This window comes from Paenibacillus sp. RC73, from assembly GCF_044908085.1.
Classification (GTDB): Bacteria; Bacillota; Bacilli; order Paenibacillales; family Paenibacillaceae; genus Paenibacillus; species Paenibacillus terrae_A.
The window spans coordinates 662,287-684,650 of the sequence record NZ_JBIYCV010000004.1 but is presented as its reverse complement, the minus strand read 5'-3'; the positions used below and the strand labels follow the sequence as shown (position 1 = coordinate 684,650).

Here is a 22,364-nt window from a genome sequence, read left to right as displayed (position 1 = left end):
GGTGTGAACCGATCGGGTGTTACGTGTCAAGGCAGAAAAATGTTACTTTAATTAGTTTTGGGGACCAAGTTCAGATATTGATGCACGCAGCCGGGTAGTTTCTTTGACACATTACCGTTAGATGAATACTCGACTTATCAAAAATATATAAACAATGATTATATTAAAAATAACAACTTAGTGGGTATTTAAGCCATTGTTGCCTAAAAAAGTTAGCGTTAATCAAGAAAATAAATAACCGAAAGTAAAAAATGCCTGAACCATCAAGGTCGCAGGCACTGACATCTAATTCAAGTTTAATGACAAAACATATTCTATATAATGACAAAACTAATTACAGCGGACACAAAAGTAGGCTCGTTAGCTATAGAGATTGTTCATTATAACATACAATTGTATAATATATTGATCATTTTCGAGGTTCCGTTATATACTATAATGAAATTTAGAATGGAGGGAAGGTTGAAATGTCTATAGCTTCGGGGTTGAGCGAAACGGAGCGCGATCCACTCCACTTTTTACAAGGAGTCAAGGATTGTATCCCTACGTTGCTCGGTTATGTGTGTATTGGCTTCGCGGCAGGCATTGTGGGGGCCTCGTCAGGTGTGAGCACGATGGAAATTGCCCTGATGTCGGCGCTTGTGTACGCAGGAGCTTCCCAATTTATTATGTGTTCGATGCTGGCTGCGTCCAGTCCCCCCTCTGTCATTATTTTAACGACATTCATTGTGAATGCCCGCCACCTGTTGTTAAGCGCATCGTTGGCTCCTTATTTCTCAAAATATTCATTGTGGAAAAACATAGGCATCGGCGTACTGTTGACAGACGAATCCTTTGGGGTAGCGTCGGATAAATTGGCTAAAGGCGGGCAGGTAAGCGATCGCTGGATGAACGGGCTTAATATCACCGCTTACCTCGTCTGGATTGCCTCCTGTGTGGCAGGAGGGATTCTCGGGAACTGGATTTCCCGGCCAGAGGCATTTGGTCTGGATTTTGCCTTGCCAGCAATGTTTCTGGCTCTGCTTATTTCCCAGTTGCAAAGCGTCCAGATCTCCAAGCTCAAGCACCGTCTGCTGCTCGTGCTGTGTATGGCTGTTCTGATGTACCTTTTGTCCTGGTGGGTGCCGTCGCATATCGCCGTCATTGTAGCTACTGTGATGACCGCAACGATTGGAGTGTTAACCGACAAATGAACATTGATCCCAACGTCATGTACATCATTATCGGCGGCATGGTCGTCACAGCCATCCCGAGAATCATTCCCTTCGTCGTACTGCAAAAGCTGGCTCTGCCCAAACCAGTGCTCCAATGGCTGTCCTACATCCCTATTTGCATTTTTACGGCGCTCGTCATGGAACATCTGCTCGTCCGAACGGAAGGCTCCGTCACTTTTAATTGGCAAGTGCTTATTGCGATCCTTCCTACACTAGTGACTGCCTTATGGAGCAAAAACCTGCTGGCTACCGTTATTGTCGGTATTGTGAGTATGGCTGTAGTTCGGCTGCTATGGCTGGGATAGAGAAAAAAAGGTGCAGTCCCTTTTTACGGCTGCACCTTTTTAGATATTCATTCTTCGTTCGTTACCCTGCTCCCTTATACAAACTTGCGATGGTGCTTCTTGCCATCGTATGAGAATAAGGCCAGCTTGCCTTCAATCATCGTTTCCAAATGAACGGTCCGCCCCCACAGCTGATACACATACGGAAGCGTACGCTCCATATATTTTAAATCCAGCTCAATCCCTTCAAACTGGTGCTTGAGCTTCAATTCGCCAGTGTGCAGATAATCTCCATCCTCAACGACGATATAAGGAGAGCCACCATTCACACGCGAGAATACGAGCTGGTCCCGTATGTTTTCCCACGATTTATCTGTGATTTTCCAATCCGGTCCCCGTTTCTCGAATACGTACAGATCCAAATCCTCCGTCAGTTGCTTGGTCATGTAATTGCGTATAAAAGAGGTGTCTGAGTCAAACTCCCGTACCTCGAACATTTTAGCGCGTCCTTCGCCCGGTTTTCGTCCTTGTCGCTCCTGCTCTTCACGGGTTGGGTTATCCCATCGCTTTTCAATATCCTCAAATATTTTAAGCCCCAAATAATACGGATTCAGGCTTTGCTTGGAAGGCTGTACGACAGAAGCATTCAGCAGTGCAAATTCAACAGTTTCATCCCCGGTCAAATCCAATTCCCTGACAATCCGCTGATGCCAATAGGAGGCCCAGCCTTCATTCATAATTTTAGTCTCCATTTGGGGCCAGAAATACAGCATTTCGTCCCGCAGCATCGTCATAATATCCCGCTGCCAGTCCTCCAGCACTTCCGAAAATTCCTGAATAAACCATACGACATCCTTCTCCGGTTCAGGCGGGAACTGTCGTATCTGGATGCCTTCGCTTTCCGTCGAATCCGGCTGTAGCTTCACCATGTCCAGTGACCATAGATCATCGTAAGGACCGTCTGGGCGCTGCCGTTTTCCCGGTTCCTTTTGCTCACGGATTTTAAGCTCCATATATCGCTGTTTATCCAGATGCTGCGGTTTGATCAACTGCGGATCAATATGCTCCTGTATAGCCAGTACTGAATCAATGAAGGATTCGACGACCTTCGAACCGTATTCCATTTCATAACCGTTAATTCGGTCTGCCGTAGCGGACATACTCTCCACCATATTGCGGTTGGAAGCTGAGAAGCGGGCGTTGTGCTTGAAAAAATCACAGTGCGCCAGCACATGGGCGACAATCAGTTTATTTTGAACCAAAGAATTTCCCTCCAGCAGGAAGGCGTAGCAGGGATTGGAGTTGATGACCAGCTCATAGATTTTGCTCAGGCCAAAATCGTACTGCATCTTCATCTTGTGAAACGTTTTTCCAAAGCTCCAGTGGCTGAAGCGCGTGGGCATCCCATAGGCCCCGAACGTGTATACAATATCCGCCGGACAAATCTCATACCGCATCGGATAGTAATCGAGCCCGAATCCATTTGCAATCTCCATAATTTCTGATATCGCGTATTCCAGCTCTTTCTGGTCGGTGCTCATCCCACCGTTCCCCCTTCCCGTTTGCGAAAAAAGGTGCGTAAGGCTTGGTATACCTCGCCCTTTTCCTTGATAACGTAATACATAAACTGATCCATTTTAATGTTCTTATAGGCCGACATCAGTGTGCTGCTGCGGTTATATTGATTCACTTCTCCATAGCCGAACATGTTGCTGCGCTTCATAAGCTCCTCGATTAGCTTCACGCACCGCTCGTTGTCCGAGGTCAGATTGTCGCCGTCCGAGAAATGGAAGGGATAAATATTGTAGTTGGAAGGAGGATAGCGCTTGTCGATAATCTCCAGTGCCTTGAGGTAGGCCGAAGAGCAGATGGTGCCGCCACTTTCTCCACGGGTGAAAAATTCTTCCTCCGTAACCTCTTTGGCTTCGGTATGATGCGCCAGAAAGACAATCTCCACCTTTTCATATTGACGGCGCAAAAAGCGGGTCATCCAGAAAAAGAAGCTGCGGGCGCAATATTTTTCAAAAGATCCCATTGAGCCTGAAGTATCCATCATCGCAATGATCACCGCGTTGGATTGGGGGATGGTTTTTTCCTCCCATGTTTTATAACGGAGATCGTCCGGACTGATATGATGAATGCCCGGATTGCCCTCGCGGGCGTTGCGACGCAGATTTTCGAGAATCGTTCGCTTCTTGTCAATGTTGGCCTGCATGCCTTTTTTGCGTATATCATTGAATACGATGGACTCAACCTCAATCTGTTCCTTGTCTTTCTGCTGCAAATGCGGTAATTCCATGTCCTCGAACAGCATATCTTCCAGTTCTTCCATGCTGACTTCCGTCTCCATGATATCGTGTCCGGGCTGGTCCCCGGCTTTCTCGCCTTTACCGGGCTTCTGGGAAGCAGGATCACGTCCGATGACATCCCCCACCTGACTATCTCCGTCCCCTTGGCCTACATGCTTTTGCTTCTGATAATTATAAATGAAGCGATATTCGTCCAGACTGCGAATCGGCACTTTAATAATCTGCTTACCGTCTGACATGATAATATTTTCTTCCGTAATCAGATCAGGCAGATTTTGCTTAATCACATCTTTGACCTTCTGCTGATGACGCTGCTGGTCTTGGTACCCTTTGCGATGCAGCGACCAATCTTCACGGGATACGACGAATGAATATGGCTGACGTGGTTCCGGCATTGTTAGGCACCCCCCAAGTGGATACACGGCACAGTTTGGCCTTGTTGGTTATTAAGTATATTCACGGGGATGTACGATATGTGATGGAAGCCAAAAAACCTTTCCAATTTCAGGGCGGCTGTTTCAGTTCGGATGAGGGGGGTGTATTATAATAATAGAAAAAATGACCCGTGGGTCATTTGTGTAAGTCATATATGCAAATGAGAACAGGAGTGTGGATATAGATGAACAGCCATCCTGGCTTTCGTGAAGTACGAGAAAGTGACCAGCAGGTATTCCCCGTCGGCTGGTCCAAGGAACTGCGGGATAAGCCGCTTAAAAAGCGGCTGCTCGGCAAGGATATCGTATTGTACCGTGACAACCATCGGCAGGTACGTGCCATACATGCGTATTGTCCGCATCGGGGAGCCGATTTGTCGCTGGGCTTTTGTCAAAACGGGCAAATCACATGTCCTTATCATGCATGGTCCTTCGATGAGAATGGGCAGTGCGTGGATATCCCGGCTCATCCGGGGCGTGCCATTCCCGATTTTGCTCATACCTACGCCTATCCTGCGATTGAAAAAGTCGGGTTGTTGTGGGTCTATCCTCAGGCTGTTGGCCCAGTATCCGGGCCGGGTACAGAGAGTTGGGCATCCACTTTGACACCTCCCCCGCTGGAGCTTTTTCCCGAGCTGGAGGACCCGAATCTTATGATGTCACCCTACGATTCTGTATGGAAGGCGCATCTGACAAGAGTTGTGGAAAGCGTGCTGGATGTCGCCCACCTGCCGATTGTACACAACAAAACCATTGGTAAAAAATCGTCTACCGACATCCATATCCAGTTCGAAGCAGATCACGATCATATTCGGGTGAAAAACGGAAGCGGGCTACTGCAATACACCTTTCCGCAGCAATGGATTCTGACTCCGGCTGAGGAGGGACGCAGCAAGTTTATTAATTTCGTCACCTTCACCCCAATTGAGCAGGAAGTGACCGCCATCTACGGGCTGGCTGGGCGTAATTTTGCCAAATTTGTACCGGGTATGAGCCGGATTTTTTCCAGATATAGCAACAGAGTGCTGGAAGAGGATCGAACCGTGGTGGAAAGCCAGCATCCGCGTCCTATCCCTGAGGCGCTGCGCATGGAGGCGCACGTACCCGCAGACGGGCCTCAGGTTCGTTTTCGCAACCGCTGGTACGACTTTCTCGTTAACGATGAACCTCGTGTCCGCCTGGACCAAGAATCAACGTGGTGAATGGATGGGCAAGCGCCAAGCAACTGGCGTTCGTTCACAGTATCTTTTCTGCCTTATAGCCTATTCCATACACCGTCTGCAATAGCGACTGATGCGGCTCAAGCTTCTTGCGCAAGCGCTGGATGTGAATATCCACCGTCCGTGTTCCACCTGCATAATCGAAGCCCCATATCTGCTCCAGCAGCTCGTCCCGCGTGTATACCCGCCCAGCGTGTGACACCAGAAGCGCCAGCACATCAAACTCCTTGGGTGTCAGCTCCAGCACTGTTTCCTCCAGTTCAGCCGTCCTGCTGGACGGACGCACTCGTAACGGGCCAAGTATCGTTTCTGATCCTTCCGGCGCGGGCGCTCCTTCCCGCTCCAACCTCCGTACCAGCGCCTTGATGCGGGCGAGCAGCTCTCGCAGATCAAAGGGCTTGCTCATAAAATCGTCCGCGCCCAGCTCCAGCCCGAGCACCTTATCCACGATATCGTTTTTGGCAGTCAGCAGCAGAATACCGATGCCCTTCCGACTTTCCAAACGGCGGCACACCTCATATCCGCCCAGCTTGGGCATCATCACATCGAGCACCAGCACATCGGGGTGAAACAAACGGACTTTTTCCAATGCGTCCTCCCCGTCAACAGCGGTTTCTACCAAAAAACCTTCTCTTTGCAACGCATAGGCCAACGCATTGCGAATGCTGGGTTCATCGTCCGCTACTAATATTTTTTTATCCATGTCTTTTCCTCCCTGCCCTATAAACCAACCGGTTCTGCCTACTTATGTTCCCGCAAATAATAATGGATCAGACAGGTATGGCATATGAACTGCTCGCGTGGATCGTTGAGATCAAAATCCGCAATGTCACGAATCCGTTCCAGTCTGTATTTGACCGAATTACGATGTATAAAAAGATAATTCGCTGTATCCATCAGACTGCCCCGATTTTCCAAATAATAAAATAACGTTTTAAGCAAATCGCTGCCATGAGACCGATCATACTGCTGGAGTTTGCCCAGCTTACGTTCAAACAAATCGGCAAATTCCTCTTTGTTCATTGCTTCCCCAAGCATATAGTGCATTTCGATATCTCTGAATTTACATACACGTCTATCGGGGTACAGCCGCTGGGAGACAGTGATGGCACGTCGTGCCTCATTATAGCTTTGCATCAGCTCCCACAGCTTTTTGGTACTTCCAATGCCTATATAATAATCGCCCGTTCCCAATGCTTTTTCACTGTTCCAGCTCTTTAGCGTTTCAGCCCAGGTTAGTCCCTGATCAGCGCCAGCCCCGTCATGGTGGTCATTCGGATGAAGAGTAGGTAAAAATAGTATCGCCCGATTGGAACGGAACTCAATATGGGATACCACACGCCGCCGGATGGATTCCTGACTCAGCAATCCGGACAGAATCTCTTCTGGCGGAGCGGTAGCACTTTCCAGTACAGCAACCTCCCAATCATATGCCGGGTTAAATCCCAGTTGACGCCCTCTCCGCTCAACCTCATGTCGCAAAGGTACCGGAGGGGTCATCAACTCGTCGATAAAGTTACCCCGTAGTCGGCTTTCTGTATCTTCTACTGCCTTTTCACGCATTAATTCCAGTGCCATGACCAGACGTGCCTGCTCAATGCCCACCTGCTCCATATCATCCAGCTCATTGCGGGCAATGACCAGCTTGGCAACCGTGCGTTTATCGACATTAATTGGAAAATGACGGGAATCCTGCGCCTCCATCCAATTCCATTCCTGTGGTGAAGTGACGATGGCTCGGCCTCCATTATCAATCAAAGCAACCGGGGCTTTAAGCAGCTCTGCTATATTATCGCTTACAGCCTGTATACCGCTGTTCTCCAGCACCATCGTTGTTAAGGTCCGATATATTTCTTCCGAGCGTCGCAGCAGCTCTGCCTGCCGATTCAACACCATATCCATGACTCGCTGTGTAATATCCGTATATGGAATATCGGCCGGAATCTCAATCACGGGCAGGCCGCACGCATTGCTTTCCTCCAGCGCACTGCGGGGAATTTCCTTGAGAAAGCGGGTCGGCTTGATCGCAAGTGCTGCGGCCCCGCCCTGGTGCAATAATTGAATAATTTGACACAATACCTCAGGCTCATGACGGATGGAATAAGCGGTTGTCATCAATAGTACGCCTTCCCTGATCCAGCCCTTCAAGTCAGGGACCTCCATAATATCAATAAAACGGACAAACCGATTTAATCCCTGCTCTCCGCTTAGTACCTTCGCCTCCTTCAATACGGGCATTGTCATAAGCTCCTGAACGGTTACACCCGGTATTTTCATATGGACAGACCACCTTGCTATTTATTTTGCGGTAACGGCACATATATTGAGGATTTTGCAAAGTTCTCGCCTAACTTAATTTTCAGGATAGTGTACCAAAAAAGTATACAAAACAAAACCTTTTACCGGATGGAACGCAAATAAACCGCCCTTTCAGGAAAAGGCGGTTTAATTCAATACCCTATTATTTTATAAGTCAGGATTATCCTGCCTGGACTTCATCATTCTCCCGCTGCCAGTGCACCGATGCGGCTGCGCCGAGCGCCACAATCGGATCAATGGCACGGATGCCCAGCCTGCGCTCCAGCTCCGGTGCGAAGTTCATCGTCACAAAACCCGTACAGGCCAGCACGATAGCCTCTGCTCCCTTCTCCTGAAGCCGCAGCGCCGCTGCCATGGCCGCTTCCTTGCCTTGCTGAGTGTTCAGGTCCAGCGTCGTACGTACACCCTCAGGGCGCTCTGTGCCGATGTAAGACTCACCCAGGATACGGCGGATCAGCGGGGGCGCCTCCTCCAAAATGGTCAACACACCGACACGACTGGCCGCTGTCAATGCCAGATGCGCCGCACAGGAGCCTGCGCCGTATACAGGTACATTCACCGCATGGCGGGTGTCCTCCAACGCCGGATCAGCCGCGCAGCTAATGCCAATAGACGTGCAGCCCTGCTCGACGAGCTGTTGTGCTGCGACCACAATTTTAGGCACCGATTCCCGATCCGTTGCATCGTCGTAGATTCCCTGCGGCTGGTCAGGGATACACACACTGGTGACAGGCATTCCGTAGCGCTGCTCGATAACTCGGCCGTGAAGGCCAATAGCGACTTCGTCTTGCATGGTAAGCACTCTGATAATTCCGAGCATGATGAATTCCTCCCTGTTTTTACAGCTCCTGCTGTTTCTCACCCACCTAGCGCTCCAGCAGTTGCCCAGCTTTCATAATCAGGCGGTCATCCAGATACACATCCGGTCGCTGAACGACACCGTCAATATGTACACCCGCAGCGATGGTCCCACCAAAAGTATTATTGCTGCCAAAAGCCACATGAATCGTGCCGTACACCTTCTCATCTTCCAGTACGACACCTGTAATACGTGCTTTATCATTCGTACCGATACCGAACTCTGCCAGCATTCTGCCGTCACCTTCACCCAGCATTTCCAGCAGGGACTGCCCTGCTTCCCCTTCTGCGGCTGTCAACCTGCCGTTTTCGACCGTCAGCAACAGCGGCTCCTTCAAGGCACCGATTCCTGCAACAGAACCGTCCACCACAATCTGGCCTTGCGCCGTCCCCTCCAGCGGAGCAATATACGCTTCACCGGAAGGAAGGTTGCCGGATTCGCCAGGGTTCAGATACATGCCCGTGCTGGGCACGCCGTTGCGACCCTCAATGGTAAAGCACAGGCTGTACCCATCCTTCTCGATCCGCACCTGCTTGGCAGCTGTCAATAATGCGGTCACCTCTTCGGTCAGCGCCTTGACCTTCGGATAATCAGCAGCAATCGCCCCGTTCATGAACATGTCGTCCGTCATGCCAGGCATCGTCGCTAGACGCGCTCCAGCGGCTGCTGCTTGCTTGCGGGCATGGGTATGGGTCAGCGAATACCGGGTGACACATACGACAACATTGGAGCGAAGCATGGCTTCGGCCACAGGTGCCGGAGGCTCTTCCCCTGATTTGGAGCGTACCTTCATCGTCAAAATAGCAGCTTCTGCGCCCAGCGCCTTGCCAGCTTCATAAATGGACTCGCCCAATTCCTTTTTATCATCGTCCGTTACCACTAGAAGCGTCTCTCCAGCGGTAAGTCCCAAACATTTTTGCAATACATTTTTACTAATTTCAACACGTTGTTGGCTCATTTTTTTACCTCCTATTTTCAGTTAGCTTATACGCTTACACCATTTCCGATACCAGCTTGCCGATCAGGGCATTGGACAATACGACGGGAACCCCCGCGTAACGCGCCGCCAGTTCTCTGTGAACATCCGTATACCCCATACAATCCAGCACGATAAGATCAGCCTGATCCTTGAACTGCCCGGCAGCCTGGCGAAATTCCTCTTCACTGCTGCTGTAAGGCGAGGCCGCTGCAAACCCGGGATTCATTCCGTGAGGACTGAATTTGAGCTTGAGATTGTCCTTCTGCTCTTCCAGCGGACCAATCAGACCGACCCGCCGTCCGCCGGACATCGCCTTAATCACAGGAGGAAGCACATGGTCCGGCTCAATCAAAAAGGCGGTTCGGGTATGCAATCCCGGAAATACGCCGGTACATAGCAATAAAATCGTACGGATGCCTTGTTCTTCCATGCGCGTGATTTTCTCCTGAAGCAGCGGCTGGATTTTTTCGCGTGATATAACCACCGACTCGCCAGTCGTCAGGCGGGAGGTCAATACATACTCTCCCGGCGACGGAGACAAATGCTCTTGTATATAAGCAAAAGAAAGACCGTCCAGCGCACCTGCCTGTACCAGTTCTGCACGTCCTTCCAAAGCCCGTTCCACGATAGGAGCCACATCTGTCCGGGGCGCTTGCCCAATCGTAATCATCCCAAGCTTATCCATCTTCAATCCCCTGCTTTCGCATCCATTTTATTTTACGCTCCTGACGGCAAAGGGCAAGCCTGTGGCCTGCCCTGTTTAGCATCAGCCGTGGTTTTGCGCACTGCCTGCTGTCTGAAATATCTTCATGGAGCCGTACAATTCGGTAATTTTGACAAATTCCTGCGGGTTATAAAATGCACAAGTGCCATTCGTAAATTCCTTGGCCGTTTCAATGGAAAAACGTACGGCTGCCGCGATATCAATCTCATGACTGGCCCCGGTCCCACATCCTGGTACGGCAGCCTGCGCTGTAATAGCAACACCAACCACAGGCGCATCCGTCGCTACAGCAGGCTGTAAAATGGAATTAATATGGTATAAGTCATTACCGTACGGCGTGATATCCTGCGTGGTTACCGGAAAAGTAACGGGCAATTGTCCCGTAGTCTGCTCCATCAGGCGCAGCAGATCCTCACTGACTCGCAAAATATAGCCTTCCTTCACCGTGGGTGAAATGGCGATCCCCTTATGATTAATAACACGATTGCCCTTGGTGGTATCAATGGACAGAATAGCTTCCATCTCGGGAACAATCTCATGACGATTCATTTCCAAAATATCCACAGGGGAGTCCATAAAATCAACCGGCTCGTGCGGACGGGTAGGTGCATCCGGGCAAATATGCGTAGTTACGATCACATCACCCTTCAGCTTGTCACCTTTAATTTGCATATCCGCCAGCTTCAGCCCAGCGGCAACCGCTGCAATAGCTCCATCCGCATCAGATACAAGACCAATTCGGGAAGGACGTGCGCCGATCCCGCCTAGACGTCCTACAATGCCAAATGTCGGTGCCGTACCTCCAGAGCTTTTGCCTTCCGTACCCGGAATAAGCACTTGTATAAAATCCGTGCTGCCCTTGGCTCCTTTTACCTGTTTTACCGTTACCACAATGTCCTCGTATCCGGCGAAAAGCTGCTTAACCCGCTCTCCGTTCACATAGGCGCTGTCCAGCGCTTCGAATACGGTTAATGTCTGTTGAAGTGCCATCGTTGCATTCCTCCCGAAATCATTTTATAGATAGGACAGTATAGGCTTATGGATAATTTGCTCAATCGGTTGCAGCAGCTTGGTGTTAAACATGGTCGTACTCAGCAGCAGCTTTTCCTTCGGTACCACGATGACAGCCAGACGCTGTCCTTGGGCTACGGCGGCTGTGATTACAGGTCTGCCTGTATCCATATCCAGTGTCATGATCAGATCTGGAAATGTCGCCAGCCGCTCCCCATCAAGCTCCAGGGACATGTACTCATTCCAGAAGGTCATTTCGTAGGCCCGACCACTATCGGTAATGCGAACCAACCCGGCATCAAAGCCCCCCGATGTTTCAAGTCGGCATTCTGTTACTTCTCCTGCGGCGATAACCTTACCGCCCAGCTCAGCTGCCACGGCTGCAATCGCAGCTTCGCCTTGATGGGCCAGCATCGCTTCTCCAACAGCAATTGCCCGGGAAATGGCTCCCGGTGCACCGTTGGCTCTCGCATAAGCGGCCGTCACCGGATTCCGTGCAACCGCTACAAGTCCTCCAGCCTCTACCGAGGCTTTACGAACCAGCGATGCAGCATGGTCCAGGGAGCCTGAAATACCCACTTCCATATAATGCTCTCCACGTCCGCCCACCGCAGCCTGATGGCTTACGTAATCTGGAAGCTCGGTCAGGTTCATGGAGCCCATTGTGCCTGTCGGATGTGCCCGGCCATTACATGCAAAATCCACAACCGGAATACCACTCAAAGCCGACTGAAACCAGCCGTTAATCGTTGTCTCGCCGCCATTTTCATTCGTATGCAAAGCCCGGACACCCTTTCCTGTCATGGAGGACACCATTTCCAGCGCCTTCACATAATGAACAGGCTTCACATATTTATTCGGAGCAGCCGGGGCACCAACGACAGCCACGGTGACGAAGAGATCGTCATCTGCGAAGCTTTCGACGGATACCAGCTTCGGCTGTCCCACTTCAAGAGCCAGCTTTCCGATCCGCAGACCTTCTTCAATCCAGCCTCCGCCTCCTCCGCCCAGAACAGCACCACCATAAACGGCATATTCAACAATTCTCTCATCCAGCTTCAAAGCGTCCATCTGCATCATCTCACTTTTTTAGTTTAAATACGGAATTAAAGAAGTTGTACAGCGCATCCCCTGCGATAAAACCTGCGGCCAGAATCGTCATGGAAGAAACGACCTCTTTTTTTGCGAAACGGGTTACGAGGAAGCGAATTGCGATGCCGGCCAGAACAGCCCAACACGCATTCGCTGTCGCAATCAGTAGCCCTGTCGCGAACATAACACCCAGTTGGCGCTTGGAGCCACCTATGAGTTGGAGAATCGCTCCCGGTATCGCCCACAGCAAGAGCTGGCTTGCCACACCCGGTGTAGCTCCGGCCTGAATGGTGGATACATATACTTTATCAATCGGTGGCACCAGATTTTGCGCAAAATAACTCGGATAAGCCAGAGCTACAGTCACCAGTGCAACAGCGAAGGCGATCAGAGCCGTTATATACTGTTGCTTTCGACCTTCCCGTTCCAGCTCCTTATCCTTACCGTTGCCACGCAGGATATAGCCTGTTTTCAAATCAAAGCCCATATCCGCAAAGGCAGGACCTGTAGCCGCGCTAAACCCGGCCAGCAATGCCAAAGCCACTGGCGGAAAGCCGATCATCATACCGCCAAGCAAGGTAATGAAGGCGACCGCAAAGGCGGGGAACCACCCGGAATGCATGGCGGCAATGCCGACGATAATTTCATGCACGAACGCGGCAAAGGCTGCAAACACGATAAAGCCGATCAGCATGCCTACGGACATGTGCGTTACCAGTCCACCGATGATGGCGATCAGCAGGGAAATCGCCAGATACGCGATGAACCCGAGTCCAAGCGTACGACGAGCCTCTGCAATCGGACGGGTGTATTCTTCATCCTGCGAAGAGGCTTGCACGGGAGCCCCATCCACGACAATGCTACTCGTGCCGGATGCTTCATTTGAAGCTTTATCCGAAAGCGCGGCGGTACTATCCTTTTTCTTGCCGGAACGGCCGAATACGAGTACAGCAGCCTGAATCAGCGCCACAATGCCCGCCCCGATCATCACTCCATGCGCAATGTATAGCGCATTTACATCAATCTGAAATAGCGGCATGGAATACTGGCGAATCAATAAGCCGACACCAAACATGCCCAGGGCCCAAATATTACCGATAAAAGCCACACCAAAGGCAGACATCGGAATGCTGAGATAAGAGCCGACTACCCCGATCAGTGCGCCGACACCCAGCAATCCGGCACGCTTGCCGCCCTTGTCCCCGGCTCTGATGGATTCCGCTGTCGCAACACCCGGAGCCCATGTACCCGAGGCGGGGAACAGTCTGGAATCAAAAATTTTGTACAGTATCGTTGCATCTGCGAACATAGCCAACGCCGCCCCCAGCAGCATGGGTACGACCAAATCAGGGGTTCCCATGAGATATGGAATTCCAATCGGAATCAGCAGGCTATTGGCCGCCCCGAAGGTAGCCGAGGAAATCGCCGTCTGGACCAGATTTTGACGATGTACCGATTTATAACGTAAAAACCAGTTAAACGGGATACGTGCAATCAGCATCGCGATTAACGCTCCGATGATGGCCGTATTTGGGGTCACCCCCAGACTGGTTACGATCTGCATTCCGATAATAGCTCCCAGAACACTTGTAGCCACAATGAGAATAAATGCAAAAGGCTCAAACGTTTTCGGGTGGCGTTTTTCTTTTTCGTTTTCCATATGACCCTCCTGTGGCTTAGACATGATGTATTTCGTCCTCTATTGAATAGGTTTAACTTATGTTACTGCAACTTTCCTTCCATAAACAATGTTCGTCCTGACCAAAACAAAGGCTTATTTATTGTGCATACAGGATAAAAGACGATATATATAGCGCTATCATGACATTTTATCCCTTTTCAATGTAAAGAAATATAACACAAGAAAGTTCGCTCAATCCTTGGTATAAAAATAATCTATATATATATATGTCTTATCTAGTATATACTTACAAATCCTGTGCTGCTTAAGCGTGTCTTACTCGACCGCTTATGCTAAAATACTTCCGTATCGGCTATTCGCCTACAGGGGGGGCATCACAATGAACCAATCCATTCTGATCGTGGAAGACGAAGAGAAAATTGCCCGGCTTCTGGAGATCGAGCTTGAGTTTGAAGGATATCAAGTATGCAAAGAAAAAAACGGAATTGACGGACTGGAGACATATTGCAAAGGTCATTGGGATCTGGTCCTGCTGGATATTATGATTCCCGGCCTCAGTGGCATCGAACTACTGCGGCGGATTCGTAAGGATGATGCGAGCATTCCTGTCATTTTACTGACGGCCAAAAGTTCTATTGCAGATAAGGTCGAGGGGCTCGATCTTGGAGCTAACGATTATATTACCAAGCCCTTTGTGATCGAAGAGCTGCTTGCACGTGTCCGCGCCGCGCTTAGGGTAGGTGCAACGAAAGAAGCCGTTCCCGAAGTGGAAGATGCATGGCTTCATGCCGGGGATTTACGCCTCCATGAAGGTACCCGTGAAGTTCTTCGCGGTGAGCACAGCATTGAGCTTACGCCACGAGAGTTTGACTTGCTCGTTCATTTGCTGAGACATCAGCGGCAGGTGCTTAGCCGAGAACAATTACTGGAGAATGTATGGGGTATTGATTATTACGGCGATACCAACGTAGTGGACGTGTATATCCGATACGTGCGCAATAAAATTGACCCCACGCGCCAGCTCCCTGAGCTGATTCATACCGTACGCGGAATTGGCTATGTGCTGAAGGAATCGTTATGAAGCTGCAAAACAAGATCCATATGTACACCTCGTTATTACTCGCGATTTTACTTGTGGCCATTAACTTTTCGGTCTATTTCCTGTTCAGCCACCTTTCGATAGACAGCCGCAAAGATCAGGTAGAAGCCGCAGCGGACAACATGATTCGCGGCATTCAGCGCGCCCCCGCATCGGTAGTCGCAGGGGATCTTCTTCGAGCCTATGTGCCACCAGACGGTATGCTTCGGCTAATGAAACCGGAGGGCGATTTTCTTTCCCCGATCACCTCTTCTTCGGAGCAATCTCTCAGTTTGATGAAGGCTGTTTATGATGAGACACGACAAGTACGCGTGATTACCCATGAAAACAACCGTTACATTCTTGTATCGGTTCCCATGATCTGGAGCGATGGAGAGGTCGTCAATCTTCAGATAACCGAAAGTCTGCAACCAACGATGCAGACGCTACAGGTACTCAGAATCGTACTTATAGCTGTCACAGGGATTGCGCTCATTCCTGTCGTGATCTCGGGAAGATTGCTCGGCAGATTCATTACACGTCCAATCACATCTATGATCAGCACGATGAGAGAGATTCAACGTAGCGGGAAATTTAAGCGCCTTCCGCTCAACTCCTCATCACGCGACGAACTGGTAGAAATGGGAGAAACGTTTAACGACATGATTGAATTGCTGGAGCGCAACTTTGTCCGGCAAGAACAGTTTGTTTCCAATGCATCCCATGAACTGAAAACACCCCTCACCATTATTGAAAGCTATGCTAGCCTGCTCAAACGCCGGGGACTGCAGCATCCCAAGATTTTCGCCGAGTCCGTTGAAGCCATCCATTCCGAAGCGATACGAATGAAGGAAATGGCAGAGCAGCTTCTTCTTTTGGCGAGAAACGAGGAGCAATGGAATATCGTGTTGGAGCCGGTTCGCCTGAGCAAAATCGTGACAGAGTTGAAGGTCACATTTGAAAATGCTTTTGCCCGGGAAGTGCAACTGGACGTGCAGGCGGACTGTATGGGCTACAGCGATGAAAATAAGCTGAAACAGCTACTGTTTATCTTTTTGGATAATGCACGTAAATACAGTGACGAGTCGATACGCCTAACTATTGGAACCACGGGTGAGATGGCTCAACCTTGTATCAGAATCACAGACCAAGGGATTGGAATTCCGCAGGACAAGCTATCTAAAGTATTTGACCGCTTCTATCGTGTGGATGAAGCCAGAAGCCGCGAAGAAGGTGGAGCCGGACTAGGCTTATCGCTGGCTACAGGAATTGCAGAGGCCCTTCATGCTCACATTGGGCTAGAAAGTATTCAGGGAAGCGGAACGACAGCAACGATCATCCTCCCCGCCGTTCCCGCAGATTAATCAAAAGGAGAGAATAACGATGAAAGCCATCTATGCGTGGATGATTGGGGCGGCAGGGACGGCTATACTGATCACACTTTACCTTCTGCAATCGCCTTGGGCACAGTCGCTATCAGCTTCACCGTTGGAGGAAAAAGCGGCCATCCAGTCTGTATTGCATCAATATCCCGGCGAGGTGCTGGAATCCAAACGATTGAATGATGCTTATCTGATCATGCTGCAGCGTCCCAAAGGAAAATACGAAATACAAGTCAACGCCTATAACGGCCATATTGACTCCATTCGACGAACACAAGCTTATACGGATACGACACAGGAGCCCCAGAAAAACACCCCAAGCTCCCCTAAACCTGATCCTGTATCTCTCGTCATCACAGAAAAGGAAGCGGCCCAGCTTGCTGCAAAGGCGGTGAACGGAGGAACCACAGATGATATTGAGCTTCATCGTAACGAAAAGAGTCTTTATTATCTCGTTGAGGTTGATGTGAAGGATGGGCGTGAGGCCGTGGTGCAGGTCAACGCGGTATCAGGCTCTATTGATTCTGTAACTTGGGAAAAAGAAAAACAGGACAACGAAGATTAATAATGACTCTCTTCTCATCATCGCTCATTTTCTCTCATCGTTTTCTAATGATTTTATTACGTTCCTCTCATTTTCAATAGATAAGCTGTACTCAAGCTTACATCACAAGGAGGAACTATACATGAAAAAAAACTATACATTAGGAATCATGGCGGCAACAGTTTTGCTCGGTGCTACAGTAGCAGGTGTTTCGGCGAATGCCGTCTGGGCAGCCAAGCCTGCGAATCTCATTGGAGCGACAGCCGCTGCCAATATCGCCAAAAAGGCTGTGGGCAATGGTGCTAAGGTTGAAGATGTAGAACTGGAACATAAAACCGGAAAAGCCTACTATGAGGTGGAACTTCAACAGGGTAATAAAGATTGGGACGTGGATGTGGATGCTTATACTGGAAAAACCCTTCGGTCCCATTCAAAGTTGGATGATAACTTGAATGCCAAGAAGCCCCTAAACAAGCCAAGTAATATCACCATAACCGAAAAACAGGCCGGACAGATTGCTCTTAAGACAGTACCCGGTACCCTTCTGTCTACCCAATTGGACAAGGGAGACGGACAGTTTATCTATGACGTGAAGATTCTCACCAACGAAGGAACCGTTGACATCGAAATCCATGCGACATCTGGAAAAATCGTGGATACGGACGATGATCATGATGATGACCGTTACGATGATAGTAATGATTAAATATCCAGACCCTATTCCAGCTTGCAAAATACAGAGTTAATTCAAAAGGAGTAGCGAACTTTCGCTGCTCCTTTTTTTATGGCTCTTGCAATATTTGAACTCACCTTCATCTTCCTCATGAATAGACTGATAACTAACAAAGGATTACCTTTTTCTATAATCACAAGTCAAGTGAGGTTCTTATGACGAAATCCTATACCAAAGCACAGATTCGCAAAATCACCAGTCGTTTCGGTCTGATCCCGTTAAAATCAAGCTTGGTCTCATCACTGTACCGAAAAAATGCAGTAATCCAGGTGAAAACGAAAAAGGGAACTTATGCATTAAAGCCCTTCAGCCGTACTAAGATGGTCCGCTCAAATACAATCCAACAGATGGAGCAGGCCGCAAGCATGATCAGGCTTTTGAAAAAGAGAAAGTATAGCTACATGCCCGCATGGCTTCCAACACATGCCGGGAAGCTGTGGACTATACATCAAGAAACGCCATTTTATGTAAGTCAGTGGATCAAAGGACGGGGATTGGAGAATGCTGAAGATTTTGAAAAGCTTGGGTGGGCACTTGCCACGCTTCACGCCTCGTCCACTGGCTTGCATCGGATTGGAAGCGGTAAATCCCCTACGTTTCAGCAATTGCGGATATGGAAAAACCAGGACCGTCTTTTTCAAAGAAAAATAACACAAATCAGCCGTCATGACAAAGAATATGGCAACTGGTACAACGCTCACGGCAAAGACTGCAAACGTTTAGCCAAGCGGGCATGGAAGGATTTGCAGGACACATCCATTGTTAAGCTGCTTCAGAAGGAAAACCGTTCCCCCTCTTTAATACACAGCGACATCACGATCCCCAATGTCATTATTTCAGATGATGGTCAACTCAAGATCATTGATTGGGATCGGGTTAAGGTCGGCTCAGTCTATGTAGATCTGGCAAAGGCCCTTATGAATACGACCCAATTCAATCCTGAATTTGTGCAATCCTTGCTGAAGGGATACCAAAAACGCAAACCACTAAGCCGAACTGAACGAAAAATGGTTACAGCCTTGTATAAACTGCCACGCGAAGCGTGGCATGCCTCCCTACACCCGAATCGCTCAAGAAACCGCGAGATCCTGAACAATTGGGATCAATCGTGGCCCCTTCGTTTACAAATCATTCATATTTTGCAGGAATGGGTGCATGCATAAAAGAAAGTGAGGATCAAAATGTCGATTTTATCGAACGTTGAGCAGATGTACGGAATCAAAATTCAACGTACTCGTCAAAAGAAGGACATACACAAGATTGAGACCGCCGGCATGACCTATTGTTTAAAGCCTTACAAATTCCCAGAAGATGAAATTCGTTTTATTACACGTGTGTTGTCCTTCCTGGATGAGCGCGGGTTTACCCGTAGCCAAAAGGTCTATCCGACAGTGCAGCAAACCGCTTATATGACCCATGAAGGCATTTCGTATACATTAACCAATTGGGTTGATGGAGGAAGACCAAAATTTACAAAAAAAATAGATTTCAAAAAGGGAATTTCCACCTTAGCCAAATTTCACTCCAGTGCCGTAGGCTTTCCTGTCACCGAGACTCCGGCAGACAGAATACGTTACGAAGGCTTGGGTGATGAAATAGCTAGATACAAAAAACACCTCAGTCCCTACAAAGGCACAGCACATCTCGTGGCTCTCTGTGAAGAAGCGTCGAAGCATCTACAGCAGCCCAAAGTTCGAGAAGCAATTAACTCGGAGCAAAAAGCTGCCGCATTTATACATGGCGATTACAATTATCCCAATCTGATTAAAGACAGACAACTCAAGATTCATTTAATCGATTTTGAAAATTGCTCCCTGCACGTAAGAATGAAAGACTTGTCCCATCTTCTTCATCGAAATTGTCTTTGGAACGGGACCAAGATGCTGCGCGCGGTCGACTACTATCAACGATATCGTCCGTTGAGCGCCCATGATTTACATTTGCTTCACACACTTTTGATCTCTCCCTATCATGTGGTCCGCAACATCAGAATAGGCGGCATCCGTTCTGCCAAACGTGTTATTCCATCATTCGTGCAGTTAAACAAATACCGACGTGAACTTAGAGCGCTGCTATAATCTGTCGGCTTGGAACTAAACAGGAAAACAGACCTGGCGAAACGGTCTGTTTTTTTATGTTCTGACAACTATCTTTGATAAATCTACATGCCACCGAACCGAATCCACTGGCTGATTGTACCGGTACAATCAAAAGTTTATAGCATTGTAATCAATACGCCCCCCTTCTACAATGATGCTATGACTCAGGGATCATTTGTTCCGAAAAGATAAATTGAGAAACTAACAATAGAGGTGACTGCACATGTACATCATGACAAAAGAAGAAATAAAGGCTTATCTAAACAGGATCGGAATTCAAGACATTCAGCCTCCTACCCAATCCTATTTATTTGAGCTGCATAAGGCCCATGTGAAACATCTTTCGTGGCAAACGGTGGACATTTTTGCAGGTAAGCCGGCAGCCATTGGTTTTCAAGAATCCGTTCAACTTATTTTACAGGGAAGAAGCGGTTATTGTTTTCATCTGAATGGTGCCTTCAGCACACTACTACATTCACTGGGCTACAAGGTCTGCCTGCATCGTGCCGGGGTTCAGCCTTTAGGGGCAGAGCCACGCATCAATTCATTTCATCTTGGGTTAACCGTGAACTTGTTAAATGAGCAGCACGAAGATGAAGTATGGATTGTTGATGTTGGTTTAGGCGATATGCCCTATGAGCCTGTTCCACTCCATATGGGCACTTATGAACAAGCTCCTCTTCAATATAAGATTACGGAGTCTGGGGTTGTTGCAAAAGGCTGGCGGTTAGAGCATGATTCGCTTGCTTCATTTGTTGGCGTTGATTATGACCCTACGTTTGTTCGGGATTTGGAAGAGTTTATGCCAAAACATCATTTCTATAGCCGCTCAGCGGATTCTCCATGGTTCAACCTGTTTCTGATTCGGCAAAGACAAGCATTAGAGACGAATGAACTAAGAGGCTGCATTTGGAAAAAACACGGGCTGAACGGATTGGAAAAAATAGAGCTGGATCATAAATCGCAGTGGCTGGAAGTGTTGGCAGATGTGTTTGGTGAGCCGCTTGTTAACTATAGTCACCAGGAACGGGACGAGTTATGGAAAAGGGTATTTGCGGCTCATACTGAATGGAAGAAATCAATCATTTCCTTATAAGTATTACGCTCTTCCTCGGTTGCGTTGATTGGACCGCCACGGAGGGAGAGCGTTATTTTCCCGTCATGCTCAAAGAAAGAACGTATCGATATCTAATTCTATCCTCTCACACCTACATCATTTCGCCGGGATGTTGAAGCGTTTCCAATTCTTTCACCATATTTTCGATCAGCTTTGTGAATGAAGCCAATTCCTCAGAACTGGAGGCCTGTTGTCGGGCGCTGGCTGTTGTGGCAGCCGTTTCGGATTGCACACTGTTCAACATATGGGCAATATCCAGTACCTTGCACTGGATTTGCTCCTGCGCCTGCTTGGAATTGGATGCCAGCTTGCGTACTTCCTGTGCCACAATCTGAAACCCGCGCCCTGCTTCCTGCGCATGTGCTGCTTCAATCGCCGCATTCAGCCCCAGCAAGTGTGTCTGATCCGACAGCTCGCGAATCGTGCCGCTCATCTGCTCAATATGCTTGATCTCATCGCCCAACTGCTGTACCAATTCTTCCGTATGTTCCTGCGAAGAGGCCGTTGTACGTGCACTATCTGCAATGTTACCTGTATTTTCACGTAATTCAGCAATCATACCGGTCAAATTTTGAGCAATTCGGGACACGACGGTTAATACTTGTGTCTGCTCATCGGCCAGCTCGTTAATTTGCTCCTTTTCCTTCTTCTGATAAGCTTCCAGCACAAGCTGCGAGTCCAGATTGAACATTTTGGAAAGAGCGTGAACAATCGGATACCAATCGTCGATCCCCGAATGCTTCAAAATATCTACTGCAATGTCCAAGTAAGTTATGTATGTGCCCAAATAATAATCCGAGGACAGACCAATGCGGGAATGCACCTGACCTACAAAAAGACGGTGCTCTATAAATGGTTCATCTATTTTCCCATCTGCCAGAGAAAGCCAGTAATCTCGTTGTGTTTGCTTTAAGCGTTCAATATTGGACCATTTGGAGATAATCGACATGAGATGCGGGACCTTTTCCACATGATCATAAAATCGATCCACCACCTCATCCACAATAGATTGGAACAAACCCTGATGGAGATGCAATAAAGCCAAATCATCATCCGTGATTCCAATATATTGAATCTGTTTTAATCTACTTTCAGCTACATCAATCATAAGGTTCCTCCAAATAAATAGTTTACATCCATTTAACATTACCATATTTATCGGCGCATTTTTGGAAAATGTTATAAATTAGTGGATTCATTGTGACTTTTCACATATCCATGATGGACAAGCACCTGAAATAACTTCTTCATGATAAAAAAAGAATCCGGTAGCAAGTACTTGAAACTCCCAGTGCTTGCTACCGGATTCCTCATAGGTTACGCA

Annotated in this window: 21 protein-coding genes; 10 read left to right on the top strand and 11 right to left on the bottom strand. The window is 48.5% G+C overall.

What is annotated here, in order from left to right; genetic code table 11:
• The first annotated feature begins 467 nt into the window (after positions 1–467).
• Entirely contained in the window at positions 468–1,193 is a 726-nt protein-coding gene (locus ABH897_RS13235) for an AzlC family ABC transporter permease (protein ID WP_283655275.1), read from the top strand.
• Entirely contained in the window at positions 1,190–1,519 is a 330-nt protein-coding gene (locus ABH897_RS13230) for an AzlD domain-containing protein (protein WP_044647499.1), read from the top strand. The genes ABH897_RS13235 and ABH897_RS13230 overlap by 4 nt, the downstream gene beginning before the upstream one ends.
• A gap of 74 nt (positions 1,520–1,593) precedes the next feature.
• On the opposite strand, the gene ABH897_RS13225 is transcribed toward ABH897_RS13230, so the two are convergent.
• Together ABH897_RS13225 and yhbH are read right to left on the bottom strand one after the other, a co-directional pair.
• Positions 1,594–3,039, bottom strand: a complete 1,446-nt coding sequence (locus tag ABH897_RS13225; protein ID WP_404592126.1) for a SpoVR family protein — start codon at positions 3,037–3,039, stop codon at positions 1,594–1,596.
• Positions 3,036–4,202, bottom strand: a complete 1,167-nt coding sequence (yhbH, locus tag ABH897_RS13220) for a sporulation protein YhbH (RefSeq protein ID WP_044647500.1) — start codon at positions 4,200–4,202, stop codon at positions 3,036–3,038. Before yhbH ends, ABH897_RS13225 begins: the two co-directional genes overlap by 4 nt.
• A 224-nt stretch (positions 4,203–4,426) precedes the next feature.
• On the opposite strand from yhbH, the gene ABH897_RS13215 reads away from it, so the two are divergent.
• Positions 4,427–5,443 carry an aromatic ring-hydroxylating oxygenase subunit alpha gene (locus tag ABH897_RS13215; protein ID WP_283655273.1) on the top strand — a complete coding sequence of 339 codons (1,017 nt, stop codon included), beginning with the start codon at positions 4,427–4,429 and terminating at the stop codon, positions 5,441–5,443.
• A gap of 34 nt (positions 5,444–5,477) precedes the next feature.
• On the opposite strand, the gene ABH897_RS13210 is transcribed toward ABH897_RS13215, so the two are convergent.
• The 8 genes from ABH897_RS13210 to ABH897_RS13175 form a co-directional block, all read right to left on the bottom strand.
• Positions 5,478–6,164 carry a response regulator transcription factor gene (locus ABH897_RS13210; protein WP_404520058.1) on the bottom strand — a complete coding sequence of 229 codons (687 nt, stop codon included), beginning with the start codon at positions 6,162–6,164 and terminating at the stop codon, positions 5,478–5,480.
• Positions 6,165–6,202: 38 nt separating this feature from the next.
• Positions 6,203–7,738, bottom strand: a complete 1,536-nt coding sequence (locus ABH897_RS13205; RefSeq protein ID WP_404520056.1) for a PucR family transcriptional regulator — start codon at positions 7,736–7,738, stop codon at positions 6,203–6,205.
• A 202-nt stretch (positions 7,739–7,940) separates the two neighbouring features.
• Positions 7,941–8,600: an aspartate/glutamate racemase family protein gene (locus ABH897_RS13200; protein ID WP_404580840.1), complete on the bottom strand. Its 660-nt coding sequence runs from the start codon at positions 8,598–8,600 to the stop codon at positions 7,941–7,943.
• 46 nt (positions 8,601–8,646) lie between these two features.
• On the bottom strand, positions 8,647–9,597 hold the full coding sequence (locus tag ABH897_RS13195; protein WP_283655269.1) for an aminopeptidase: 951 nt from the start codon (positions 9,595–9,597) through the stop codon (positions 8,647–8,649).
• Between the two features lie 34 nt (positions 9,598–9,631).
• Complete coding sequence (locus ABH897_RS13190) at positions 9,632–10,303, bottom strand: AroM family protein (protein WP_283655268.1); 672 nt, start codon at positions 10,301–10,303, stop codon at positions 9,632–9,634.
• A gap of 81 nt (positions 10,304–10,384) precedes the next feature.
• Positions 10,385–11,332, bottom strand: a complete 948-nt coding sequence (locus ABH897_RS13185) for a DUF1177 domain-containing protein (protein WP_283655267.1) — start codon at positions 11,330–11,332, stop codon at positions 10,385–10,387.
• A gap of 24 nt (positions 11,333–11,356) precedes the next feature.
• Entirely contained in the window at positions 11,357–12,424 is a 1,068-nt protein-coding gene (locus tag ABH897_RS13180; RefSeq protein ID WP_283655266.1) for an S-methyl thiohydantoin desulfurase family protein, read from the bottom strand.
• A gap of 10 nt (positions 12,425–12,434) precedes the next feature.
• Complete coding sequence (locus ABH897_RS13175; RefSeq protein WP_404520053.1) at positions 12,435–14,105, bottom strand: OPT/YSL family transporter; 1,671 nt, start codon at positions 14,103–14,105, stop codon at positions 12,435–12,437.
• A gap of 361 nt (positions 14,106–14,466) precedes the next feature.
• Between ABH897_RS13175 and ABH897_RS13170 the strand changes: the two genes are divergently transcribed.
• The 7 genes from ABH897_RS13170 to ABH897_RS13140 all read left to right on the top strand — a co-directional run bounded on the left by ABH897_RS13170 (position 14,467) and on the right by ABH897_RS13140 (position 21,019).
• Positions 14,467–15,168: a response regulator transcription factor gene (locus ABH897_RS13170; protein WP_134910525.1), complete on the top strand. Its 702-nt coding sequence runs from the start codon at positions 14,467–14,469 to the stop codon at positions 15,166–15,168.
• Positions 15,165–16,529, top strand: coding sequence for a sensor histidine kinase (locus ABH897_RS13165; protein WP_283655264.1), 1,365 nt, complete (start codon positions 15,165–15,167; stop codon positions 16,527–16,529). The genes ABH897_RS13170 and ABH897_RS13165 overlap by 4 nt, the downstream gene beginning before the upstream one ends.
• A gap of 19 nt (positions 16,530–16,548) precedes the next feature.
• On the top strand, positions 16,549–17,112 hold the full coding sequence (locus tag ABH897_RS13160; protein ID WP_404580838.1) for a PepSY domain-containing protein: 564 nt from the start codon (positions 16,549–16,551) through the stop codon (positions 17,110–17,112).
• Between the two features lie 121 nt (positions 17,113–17,233).
• Positions 17,234–17,797 (top strand): PepSY domain-containing protein, encoded by a 564-nt coding sequence (locus ABH897_RS13155; protein WP_404580837.1) that lies wholly within the window; start codon positions 17,234–17,236, stop codon positions 17,795–17,797.
• Between the two features lie 182 nt (positions 17,798–17,979).
• Positions 17,980–18,987 carry a phosphotransferase gene (locus tag ABH897_RS13150; RefSeq protein ID WP_404592124.1) on the top strand — a complete coding sequence of 336 codons (1,008 nt, stop codon included), beginning with the start codon at positions 17,980–17,982 and terminating at the stop codon, positions 18,985–18,987.
• An 18-nt stretch (positions 18,988–19,005) separates the two neighbouring features.
• Positions 19,006–19,902, top strand: a complete 897-nt coding sequence (locus tag ABH897_RS13145; RefSeq protein ID WP_404592122.1) for a phosphotransferase — start codon at positions 19,006–19,008, stop codon at positions 19,900–19,902.
• A gap of 244 nt (positions 19,903–20,146) precedes the next feature.
• On the top strand, positions 20,147–21,019 hold the full coding sequence (locus ABH897_RS13140; protein WP_404592120.1) for an arylamine N-acetyltransferase family protein: 873 nt from the start codon (positions 20,147–20,149) through the stop codon (positions 21,017–21,019).
• Between the two features lie 112 nt (positions 21,020–21,131).
• Here the strand turns inward: ABH897_RS13140 and ABH897_RS13135 are convergent, their stop codons facing one another.
• The gene (locus ABH897_RS13135; RefSeq protein WP_404592119.1) at positions 21,132–22,148 is read right to left on the bottom strand and encodes a protoglobin domain-containing protein; all 1,017 of its coding nucleotides are present in this window, start codon (positions 22,146–22,148) and stop codon (positions 21,132–21,134) included.
• Between the last annotated feature and the right edge of the window lie 216 nt (positions 22,149–22,364).